This is a genomic window from Anaerotignum faecicola, assembly GCF_003865035.1.
GTDB lineage: Bacteria > Bacillota > Clostridia > Lachnospirales > Anaerotignaceae > Anaerotignum_A > Anaerotignum_A faecicola.
The window spans coordinates 243,948-255,112 of sequence record NZ_BHVZ01000004.1 but is presented as its reverse complement, the minus strand read 5'-3'; the positions used below and the strand labels follow the sequence as shown (position 1 = coordinate 255,112).

Below are 11,165 nucleotides of genomic sequence, written 5' to 3'. Positions count from 1 at the left end.
TTTCAAACCGCCGAGAATAATGGAAATCAGTTCTATTACACTCAGCAGTTCATCATCCACACCTTTTCCTGCTTCAATCCTTTTCAGTTCCGCAAGGACTGTGGCAAATTCCGTTTTCAACGCCTTATACACTCTCGGATTGCCCTGTACCACCACATCCTGATTTAAGCAACGGCGGTAACAATACTCCTGTTTTGGCAATCCTGATAGAGCTACAGCTCTGTTAATGAGTTCGTTTTCTTCGGGCGATACTCGAAACCCTACTGTGATATTCCTCCAACGATTTTTGTTATCTCTGTTCTTAGCTGACATTTTCAAAATCTCCTTTCCCTAAATCATCTAATTTTTCTGCCATCTCAATCTGCTTTGACGGAAAGAGGTGTGCGTACTGATAAGTAATATCAATACTTTCGTGACCAACTCGGTCAGCAATCGCCACCGCAGAAAAGCCCATATCAATCAAGAGTGAAATGTGGCTGTGACGGAGATCGTGAATGCGGATACGCTTCACGCCTGCCGCCTTTGCCCCTCTGTCCATCTCGTGATGAAGATAGCTTTTCGTCACCGTAAAGATACGGTCTTTCTTCTTCAATCCGTAAAGCATACCGAGATATTCTTTCATTTCCTCACACAGAAACTTCGGCATTTTAATCGTGCGGTTGCTCTTTTTCGTTTTCGGAGAAGTAATCACATCCTGCCCTTTCAAACGCTGATAGGATTTATTGATTGTGACTGTTTCCTTATCAAAGTTGAAATCTGCCGGAGTCAAAGCTAACAGCTCGCCCTCTCGGATACCGCACCAGTAAAGCATTTCAAACGCATAAAAGGAAACAGGCTTGTCCATCATCTCAAAAGAGAATTTCTTGTATTCTTCCTTTGTCCAGAACAGCATTTCCTTGTGTTCCTCACGTCCCATATTTCCCACCTTTGCCGCAGGATTGGAACGCAGTTCATAGTAGCGGACAGCGTGATTGAAAATGGCGGACAACTGATTGTGCAGCGTTTTCAGATACGTCTGTGAATAAGGCTTTTTCTTCTCATCACGATAGGCAAGCATTTCATTCTGCCAAGTAATAATCTCCTTTGTGGAAATCTCGCTGATTTTCAGTTTCCCGAAATACGGAAGTATCTTTGTGCGTATGATATGCTCTTTGGTAAGCCACGTGTTTTCCTTCAAACGGTTCTTCACATCATTGATATAAAGCTCCGTAAAGGCTTCAAAACTCATATCAAGGTCTGAAGAAGTCTGCAATTTGAACATTCTTTCCCATTCCTGTGCTTCTCGTTTGGTAGCAAAGCCACGCTTGCATTTCTGCTTGCGTTCCCCTTTCCAGTTCACATACCTTGCCATCACATACCAAGTACCGTTATCTTCATTCTTAAATACCGGCATTTACATTTCCCCCTTTCCTGCTCCGTAGAGCCTTTCGTAAAAATACTGGCGATTTACACGCCCTGCAATCGTAATAAAGCCCTTTGCTTTCAATTCCTCATTTAATTGTCTGATGAGTTTATATGCATAAGGTTTTGATACGTTTAGTTCCTGAGCCACATCTTCGGCTCGGATAAATCTGTTTTCCATATCCTTTTTCTTCCTTTCTTAAAATAATTTTTTGCTTGCCGCTTTCTCCGTGTTAAAGTTCCAACAGGCACTCCTGCTTGTCGGCAGGCGCTGTGCTGTCCCAATGCACCGCAGTACATCAGGCGCTCGCTCGTATAGGGGTTCCCGAAAAGTCGGAGACTTTTGGGGAAGAGGAGGAGCAGTGCAGCGAATGAGCTTTTGTGCTTGCACACAAGCGAACGATACGGAACTTGCTCCGACGAGGTCTTGGCGGTTTGGCTTTTCGGACGGTCATTCAGTTGTCGCATTAAGCATATTTGTTTAATTCGTAATTTATTTTACTAAACATATTTGCTATTGTCAAGTGGTTGCAAAGAAAATATTAAACATTTTTGTTTCGGTTTTTCTTGACTTCCACTAAACATTTCTGCTATACTTATTTCACTAAATATAAAAGGAGCGTATCATTATGGCTATCAGCGAAAGAATACATTTTTTCAGACTAATGCGTGGTATGACACAAAAGTATCTCGGTACAGCAATCGGTTTTCCAGAAAAGAGTGCTGATGTGCGTTTGGCACAGTACGAAACTGGTACACGCAAACCGAAAGCAGACCTTACAAATGCATTGGCACAGGTGCTTGATGTTTCTCCACAGGCTCTTGATGTTCCTGACATAGACAGCTATATCGGTCTTATGCACACTCTGTTTACCCTTGAAGATATTTACGGTCTTACTGTCAGTGAAGCAGACGGAGAGGTATGCTTAAAGGTCAACAAGGACAAAGGCAGAGAAGCATATGAACTCCTCAAAATGCTGTATGCTTGGAAAGAACAGGCAGACAAGCTATCTTCCGAAGAAATCAACAGAGAAGAATACGATAACTGGCGTTACCATTATCCAGAGTTCGACACCACACAGCGTTGGGCAAAAGTTCCATCACAGGAATTAAGTGACGCTCTCGTGGAAGCATTCAAAGACCACTTGAAAGATAAATAAGCACCTACAGGACCTGCCACTGGCAGCTCCCTACAGATGCTTTGGCAACGACAAAAAAGCCCTTAACTATGGTTATTAACCACAGCTAAGGGCTTAGTTTATAATATGGAATTTGTTCAGAGCCAAGCTCCGAACTTTAGTCTGCAAGCCACCTGTTAATTGTTCCGTTACCCATAAACCACTGGATAACAAGAATAATGGCACTTGCTATGACTGTTATCAATTTGTTATCAAAAGACTAATCGAAATCGCTGAAACCCGCATAAACACTGGCTTTTTTAAGCAACTCGATTTATTCAAACTCAATCGTTGCGGGTGGCTTAGAGGTGATATCATACACGATACGATTGACATGCTTTACCTCATTTACGATACGGGTAGAAACCTTATCCAGTACCTCATAGGGGATTCTTGCCCAATCGGCAGTCATGAAGTCGGTTGTGGTTACGCCGCGCAGGGCAATGGTATAATCATAGGTACGGAAGTCGCCCATAACGCCAACGGAGCGCACATCTGTGATAACCGCGAAATACTGGTTAATATCTCTATCCAGACCTGCCTTTGCAATTTCCTCTCTGAAAATCGCATCCGCATCCTGCAAAATCGCAACCTTATCCTCTGTTACCTCGCCAATCACGCGCACACCCAGACCGGGACCGGGGAAGGGCTGGCGATATACCAGATATTCCGGCAGACCGAGTTCCAGACCCATCTGACGCACCTCATCCTTAAACAGCAGGCGCAGGGGCTCAATCAGCTCCTCAAAATCAACAACGGAGGGCAGACCGCCTACGTTATGATGGGATTTGATGACTGCGGAATCTCCCAGACCGCTTTCGATGATATCGGGATAAATTGTTCCCTGCACCAGATAATCTACCTTGCCGATTTTTCTTGCTTCATCTTCAAATACACGGATAAATTCCGCGCCGATGATTTTACGCTTCTGTTCGGGGTCGGTTACGCCCTTCAGCTTGGAAAGGAAGCGCTCCTGTGCATTTGCTCTTACGAAATGAGAATCGAAATAGCCGTCAAAAATCTGCTCTACCTCGTCGCCTTCGTTTTTACGCATCAGACCATGGTCAACGAAAACGCAGGTCAGCTGCTTACCGATAGCCTTGGAAACCAGAGCCGCAACAACGGAGGAATCTACGCCGCCGGAGAGGGCGCACAAAGCCTTGCCGTCGCCAACCTGCTCGCGGATTTTTTTAATCTGGTCTTCGATGTAGTTTGTCATTGTCCAATCGCCCTTGCAGCCGCAGACCTCAAACAGGAAGTTTTTAATCAATGCAGAGCCTTTGGGTGTATGGTTTACCTCAGGGTGGAACTGCACGCCATAGAAGCCCTTTGCTTCACATTCGATGGCAGCCGCGGGGCAGGTAGGGGTTTTCCCGATGATGCGGAAGCCTTCGGGCAGCTCTGTCACATAATCCGTGTGGCTCATCCAGCAAATTTCATTTGCGCCGATGCCCTTTAGCAGCTTGCTTGTGGTATCGAAGGCAACCTCAGCCTTGCCGTATTCACTCAGCTCGGCAGCATGTCCAACCTTGCCGCCCAGTGTGTACGCCATCAGCTGACAGCCGTAGCAGATACCCAGAATGGGCACGCCCAGCGCAAACAGGGCAGAATCAACCTTAGGAGAAGCGTCATCGTAAACGCTGTTGGGGCCGCCTGTGAAGATGATGCCCTTGGGGTTTTTCGCCTTGATTTCCTCCAAGGATTTTTTCCAGGGCATGATTTCGCAGTATACATGATGTTCTCTGACACGGCGGGCAATCAGCTGATTATACTGACCGCCGAAGTCCAGAATGAGGATCATTTCTTGATTCATTATATCCCTCCGTTTTTATGAAAAGTTTTATTTTTTTCATGATAGAAAAAGAATGAGAAAACCGCCGGCAGTGCCGACGGTCTGCTTACTATCGTTTCTTTTTTCTATCTTACCATAGCAAAAAAAGATTGACAAGAGAAAGCAGCACACTATCAGTGTATTTTTCCGAAAAACAGATAAGAATATTTTATGGGACGGATAAAAGTTTTTTGTGGAAACACAAGGGAAAAGGAGTTGAAAGTTCAAGAAAAACCAGATATAATGTGGGAGTTGGTATTTTATCATTATAAAAGGAGGGTTTCTTTTGGATTTTATTGAAAAGTGTTTCAAGTTGAAGGAAAATAAAACAACCTTCAAAACAGAGCTGATGGCAGGCTTGACCACCTTCATGACGATGGCGTACATCCTCGTGGTTAATCCCAGCATCCTCTCTACAACAGGCATGGATGCCGGTGCGCTTCTGACAGCAACCTGTATCGCTTCTGCCTTAGGTACATTCTTTATGGCATTTTTTGCGAACTATCCCTTTGTTCTGGCACCCGGTATGGGGCTGAATGCGTATTTTGCTTTTACCATTTGCGCGCAGAAGGGGTATAGCTGGCACGTTGCATTGGCGGCAGTATTTGTGGAAGGTATCATTTTTATTATTTTATCCGCAGTCAATGTGCGTGAGGCAATCTTTAATGCCATTCCTGCAAACATGAAAAAAGCAGTAAGCGTTGGTATCGGTATGTTTATCGCATTCATCGGCTTGCAGAATGCCGGTGTTGTCATCAACAATCCTTCTACCTGTGTCAGCCTTGGCGATGTGAAAACCGTTCCCGTTGCGCTTGCTCTGATTGGTACCATCATCACACTGGTGCTGGTGATCAGAAAGGTAAAGGGCGCACTTCTGGTTGGTATCCTGATTACATGGATTCTGGGTATCATCTGCCAGCTTGCAGGGGTTTATGTGGTTGATGTGGAAGCAGGCGTATATTCCCTGATTCCCACAGGTCTGATTTCCGCACCCCCCAGCATCGCACCCATTGCCGGCAAGCTGAGCTTCTCCGGTATTTCTATCTTCGATTTTATCGTTGTTGTGTTTGCATTCCTGTTTGTTGACCTGTTCGACACACTGGGTACACTGATTGGCGTATCCACAAAGGCAGGCTTCTTGGATAAGGAGGGCAAGCTGCCCAAGATTAAAGGCGCATTGTTTGCGGACGCATTGGCAACAACCATCGGTGCTGTTTTGGGTACCTCCACAGTAACCACCTTCGTTGAATCTGCATCCGGCGTTTCCGATGGCGGTCGCTCCGGTCTGACAGCATTTACAGCAGGTATTTTGTTCTTGGTTGCACTGCTGTTCTCTCCCATCCTGACAACCATCCCTTCCTTTGCTACCACACCCGCATTGGTCGTTGTTGGTCTGATGATGGTTGAAAACGTAAGGGATATTGATTTCTCTGATTACACAGAGGGCTTCCCTGCATTCATGACAATCCTGATGATGGTTGTATGCTACAGCATCTCCGAGGGTCTGGTATTCGGCGTAATTTCCTATGTACTGCTGAAGCTGTTCGGCGGCAAAAAGAACGAGCTGAATCCCGTTATCGTCATCATTGCAATTCTGTTCTTCTTAAAGCTGATTCTTGGCTGATTTGCAATTTCATAAAAACGTGTTATAATAACCATGTCCTGAAAAGTATTTTTTTTCGGGCATGGTTTTCTTTTTTTGGTTTACCCGTTAAAAAATTGCTAAAAAATTGCTAGGAAATGAATTTGAGATGTCCTTTTTCAGGGACAGGAAAGGCTGGTTACTATGAAAAATCTTCTGGTTGCCCAATCCGGCGGACCTTCTGTTGCCATCAATGCGACCTTGGCAGGCGTTGTGGAAAAAGCAATGACCAATCAGAATGTTGGTAAAATTTATGGTGCGAAAAACGGTATTATGGGTATCCTGACGGATAAGCTGATTGACCTGACAGAGGCACTGGCAGACCCCGAAACCCTGCAGCTGCTCTGCCAGACACCATCCTCTGCGCTTGGCTCCTGCCGCATGAAGCTGTCCGATTGGGAGGAAAGCACCTTTGAATATGATAAGATTCTGGGCATTTTCCGTAAATATGATATCGGTTATTTCGTTTATATCGGTGGGAATGATTCTATGGACACCGTGCATAAGCTGGCAGGCTTCTGCGAACGCATGCATGTTGATGATGTCAAAATCATCGGCGCACCGAAAACGATTGATAATGACCTGATGGAAACAGACCATTGCCCCGGCTTTGGCTCTGCGGCGAAATATGTTGCGGCAACGATGTCCGAAATTGCCTGCGACTGTAACGTATACGCGCAGCCCTCCATCACGATTGTGGAAATCATGGGCAGGGATGCAGGCTGGCTGACGGCTTCCTCTGCGCTTGGCAGATTGAACGGAGATTCTGCGCCCGATTTGATTTATCTTTGCGAAAGACCCTTCCTTGTAGACCGTTTTCTGGAGGATGTGCGTGAAAAAATGGCACAAAAGCACTCTATCGTCATTGCGGTCAGCGAAGGTCTGCGCAACGAGGAGGGCGATTATGTGACCGATTCCCTGCAGAACAGAGCGGCGGACGCATTCGGGCATAAAATTCTGGCAGGTGCGGCGCGCTATCTGGAGGAAATCCTTCGTTTTGAAATCGGCTGCAAGGTCAGAAGCATTGAGCTGAATGTGATGCAGCGTTGTGCGTCTCATGTGGCATCCGCATCCGATATTTATGAATCCAGATTGATTGGCGCGGCGGCGGCAGATTATGCCATCAGCGGCGGCACGGGCAAAATGGCGTGCATCCGTCGTACCTCTGAGCAGCCTTACCGCTTCGGCATTGATTTCGTGGATATCGGGCAGATTGCAAACCATGTGAAAACCGTTCCCGATACATGGATTAACGAGGCGGGCAACGATGTGACAGAGGAAATGCTTACATATCTTCTGCCCCTCATTCAAGGCGAATTGCCCTGTACCTATAAAAACGGCGTTCCCGTACATCTGCATCTGTATTAAGGATATGCAAGCCATGTTCGCGCATGGCTTTTTTTATTGTGGTATAAATTGCAATATTTGTGTCCATACTCCCTCCAAAGAGGTGATACAATGCGAAAAACAGCAGTCATTGCAGCTCTGCTCAGCTTTCTGGTTTGCCTGCTGGCAGGGTATTACGCAGCCCTTTGGAGAGGGGAGCAGCATCCGGCAGAAACGCAGGCACATGCCGTTTTGGAAGAAAAAAAGCGGATTCATGCCGGAACGAAAATCGTTTATCAATATTTTTATACGCAGGATAGGGTGATGAAAAAGCACATCGAGCCGGCACCGGAATTTCTGCAGGGCTTGGATTTGGAACAGCTAAAGAGCATTTACACAGGCTGGCAGGTGGTCTTTTTCTCATCGGAGCAGGTGGTTCTGCGGTGCAGCATCGAGGGGATGAGTGATGAGGTTTATGTTCTGGGCGAGGATGACGGCTTTCTTGCGGTTTTCTATGAGGATGGGAAAAAGCAGCTGCGCCTGAAGGAGCGGACAGAGCTGCCGCTTTCCGCCTTGCCGGATGGCGAAGCCAGACAGCTTCAGGAGGGGATGCGCGTCATCGGGGAGGAAAATCTGGCGAAGGTGCTTGCGGATTTTATGTCATAAGGAATTTCTAATAAGAAGATTTTATTGTAAAAAGAAAACTATAAATTTATCTTATTTCCAAAGCGGCTTTCCTTTCTGGACAAAAATTGCCCCACATGCTATACTGGATTTGTGAAAACTCCCCAATATTTTTCACCCATCATACCTTCTCTTTTTTAGAAAAGAGGGAGCGACCGCAGATGACTGCATTGAAGCACTGTGCGGTCGCTCTTTTTTTGCTTGCGGGGGAATTTTTCGGAAAAATTGACACCTTCCGTCCTTTCCCCTTATAATAAAACCCGATGATGTGCAAAGGAAGGTGGTGAAAGCCGATGGATGATAATTTCGGTCTGTCTGCGGAGGAATTTCGCATACAGGCAGTCTATAGCGATGAAACAAGGCAGTTCCGCTCTCCTGCGGAGCCGACCGCGGAGGATTGGGTCAATGTGCGTATTCGTGTCGGGAGAGGGACGGTTTCTGCTGTTTTCCTCTGCACGAATGAACGGGAATATCTCATGGAGGAGACCAAAACGCAGGGGGCTTTTTCTTATTTTCAGGCAACCCTGCCCCCGACTGCGGAGGAAATGACCTATTATTTCCGCCTGCAATGCGGCGAAGCAGTAGGCTATTATACAAAATACGGCTTTTTTTCGGAATATAAGCACGAGGGGGAATTTCAGATTTTCCGCGATTACCGAACGCCCGATTGGGCGAAGGGCGCGGTGATGTATCAGATTTACCCCGACCGCTTTGCCAATGGGGATGTCTCCAATGATGTGAAAACGAATGAATATATTTATCTGAAGCAGAAAACCGAGCAGGTCACGGATTGGAGCAGCCTGCCTGCTGCAAGCGATATCAACCGTTTTTATGGCGGAGATTTGCAGGGCGTGCTCAATAAACTGGACTATCTGGCGGAGCTGGGCGTAGAGGTACTTTATTTCAATCCGCTTTTTGTTTCGCCAAGCAATCATAAATACGATACGCAGGATTATTGGCATATCGACCCCCATTTCGGGAAAATCGTCAGAGAAAGCGGTTCTGTTCTGGCGGCAGATGCCAAAACGAATGAAACCGCATCGCTTTATGCCGCTCGCACAACAGCGGACGAAAACCTTGCCGCCTCGGATGCACTTTTCGCAGAGCTGATACAGCAGGCGCACGCAAGAGGGATGCGCGTCATTCTGGACGGCGTTTTTAACCATTGCGGAGCTTTTCATAAATGGCTCGACAGAGAGGGACTTTACAGGGGCAAGCTGCGCGGCGCATATCGGCATGCGGATAGCCCCTATCATGATTATTTTTACTGGAACGCGGATGGTACCTACGAGGGCTGGTGGGGCTATGAAAACCACCCGAAGCTGAATGTGGAGGGCTGTGCGGCGCTCCGAGAGGAGCTTCTTGCGATTGCAAGGCGTTGGGTTTCGCCGCCGTTCGATGCGGATGGCTGGCGGCTGGATGTTGCCGCGGATTTAGGAAAAACAGAGGAATTCAACCATGCCTTCTGGCGGATGTTCCGCACCGCAGTCAAGAGCGTTTCTCCCGATAAGCTGATTCTGGCGGAGCATTACGGCGATGCCGCCCCTTGGCTGACGGGCAATCAATGGGATTCCATTATGAATTACGATGCCTTCATGGAGCCTGTCACATGGTTTCTGACGGGGGTTTCCAAGCATAGCACCGAAAAGCGCGAGGATATGTATAATAATGCGGATGTGTTCTGGGGAACCATGAGCTATCAGATGGGGAGGCTGCCGTCACAGGCGATTTCTGTTGCCATGAATCAGCTTTCCAATCATGACCATTCCCGCTTTCTCACGCGCACCAATCGCCAAATCGGCAGAGTGGAAACAGAGGGCAGTGCCGCGGCGGATGCAAATGTGGAAAAAGCGGTGCTGCGCGAAGCTGTTTTGCTGCAAATGACATGGAGCGGTGCGCCGACCGTATATTACGGGGACGAAGCAGGCGTAACAGGCTGGACAGACCCCGATAACCGCCGCACCTATCCTTGGGGCAGGGAGGATATGGAGCTGATTGCCTTCCATAAGGCAGCAATTTCCCTGCGGAAAGAGTATCCCGTTCTGCGCCATGGCTCGCTGAAGCAGCTTTATGGGGCTTATGGCGTGCTTGCCTACGGGCGGTTCGATGAAAAAGAAAAAATTCTGGTTGCGCTGAATAATACAGAGGAAATCCGGACGGTGTCCATCCCTGTCTGGCAGATGGGTGTGCAGGCAGAAGGCACGCTGCAAAATTGTCTCATGACGAATCGGGACGGCTTTACGGAGTTCGGCTTTTCCTATCCCGTCCGAAACGGGAATGTGCTGCTGCCCCTGCCGCCGAAAAGCGCAATGGCATTAAGAGAAATTTAATATATTTTAATTATATAAGGAAGAAAAAGAATGAAGATTTTATATGAGGATGCAGTCATGCTTGCGGCAGTGAAGCCGCAGGGGATGCCTGCGCAGGCGGATAAAACAGGAGATTTGGATCTGCTTTCCGCCTTGGAGGAATATACCGGACAGCCGCTTGGACTTCTGCATCGCTTAGACAGACCTGTCGGCGGCGTAATGCTGTTTGCGAAGGAGAAAAGGGCAGAAGCCTTTCTTGCGAAGGAAATACAGGAGCATCGGCTGAAAAAAGCCTATCTGACGGTGCTTTGCGGCAGATTGCCTGCGGCGGAAGGAGGATTAGAGGATTATCTTCTGAAAAACGCACGCACGAACCTTTCCGAAGTGGTTTCCAAGGAGAGAAAGGGCGCAAAGCGTGCCGCTCTGCGGTATCGGCGGCTTGCGGAGGAAGAAACGGAGCAGGGCGTGCTGACCTTGGCGGAAATCGAGCTGGAAACAGGCAGGCATCACCAGATTCGCGTGCAGACGGCGCATGCAGGCGTACCCATCTGGGGGGATAAAAAATATAACAAAGGTGTTCCGAAGCGCGGCAAAACGGAGATTGCGCTCTGGTCTTACCGCTTAGAGGGCATCCATCCCGATACGAAACAGCCGTTTTCCTTTACCGCCAAGCCCGAAGGGGAGCCGTTTTCACTTTTTTCGGAAGAATTAACGGAATTGTAAGAAGTATCCTTTGCAATTTCCAGTAAGTTGGTATATAATATGGGAATATCAGAAGAAACCTACGGAGAAGA

General features: G+C 47.5%; 10 protein-coding genes. 6 read left to right on the top strand and 4 right to left on the bottom strand.

Going from position 1 to position 11,165, the window contains the following annotated elements:
- The 3 genes from EJE48_RS08515 to EJE48_RS08505 form a co-directional block, all read right to left on the bottom strand.
- A partial coding sequence (locus tag EJE48_RS08515; protein ID WP_124984498.1) for a plasmid mobilization protein occupies positions 1-312 on the bottom strand: 312 nt, incomplete at its 3' end.
- On the bottom strand, positions 302-1,393 hold the full coding sequence (locus EJE48_RS08510; RefSeq protein WP_009247527.1) for a site-specific integrase: 1,092 nt from the start codon (positions 1,391-1,393) through the stop codon (positions 302-304). The genes EJE48_RS08515 and EJE48_RS08510, both read right to left, overlap by 11 nt.
- Positions 1,394-1,582, bottom strand: a complete 189-nt coding sequence (locus EJE48_RS08505; RefSeq protein ID WP_009247528.1) for a helix-turn-helix domain-containing protein — start codon at positions 1,580-1,582, stop codon at positions 1,394-1,396.
- Positions 1,583-2,030: 448 nt separating this feature from the next.
- On the opposite strand from EJE48_RS08505, the gene EJE48_RS08500 reads away from it, so the two are divergent.
- Complete coding sequence (locus EJE48_RS08500; protein ID WP_009247529.1) at positions 2,031-2,561, top strand: helix-turn-helix domain-containing protein; 531 nt, start codon at positions 2,031-2,033, stop codon at positions 2,559-2,561.
- Between the two features lie 292 nt (positions 2,562-2,853).
- Here EJE48_RS08500 and guaA read toward each other — a convergent pair whose 3' ends face one another.
- Positions 2,854-4,392 carry a glutamine-hydrolyzing GMP synthase gene (gene guaA, locus EJE48_RS08495; RefSeq protein ID WP_124984497.1) on the bottom strand — a complete coding sequence of 513 codons (1,539 nt, stop codon included), beginning with the start codon at positions 4,390-4,392 and terminating at the stop codon, positions 2,854-2,856.
- 367 nt (positions 4,393-4,759) lie between these two features.
- Between guaA and EJE48_RS08490 the strand changes: the two genes are divergently transcribed.
- From EJE48_RS08490 to EJE48_RS08470, 5 genes are all read left to right on the top strand, one after another.
- A complete protein-coding gene (locus EJE48_RS08490; protein ID WP_124984499.1) occupies positions 4,760-6,034 on the top strand; it encodes an NCS2 family permease in 1,275 nt (424 codons plus the stop codon).
- Positions 6,035-6,196: 162 nt separating this feature from the next.
- Positions 6,197-7,420, top strand: coding sequence for a 6-phosphofructokinase (locus EJE48_RS08485; RefSeq protein ID WP_118582368.1), 1,224 nt, complete (start codon positions 6,197-6,199; stop codon positions 7,418-7,420).
- Positions 7,421-7,510: 90 nt separating this feature from the next.
- Positions 7,511-8,044: a BofC C-terminal domain-containing protein gene (locus EJE48_RS08480; RefSeq protein ID WP_118582365.1), complete on the top strand. Its 534-nt coding sequence runs from the start codon at positions 7,511-7,513 to the stop codon at positions 8,042-8,044.
- Positions 8,045-8,355: 311 nt separating this feature from the next.
- Positions 8,356-10,392, top strand: a complete 2,037-nt coding sequence (locus EJE48_RS08475; protein WP_124984496.1) for a glycoside hydrolase family 13 protein — start codon at positions 8,356-8,358, stop codon at positions 10,390-10,392.
- A 30-nt stretch (positions 10,393-10,422) separates the two neighbouring features.
- Entirely contained in the window at positions 10,423-11,094 is a 672-nt protein-coding gene (locus EJE48_RS08470) for an RluA family pseudouridine synthase (RefSeq protein ID WP_118582359.1), read from the top strand.
- Positions 11,095-11,165 lie beyond the last annotated feature (71 nt).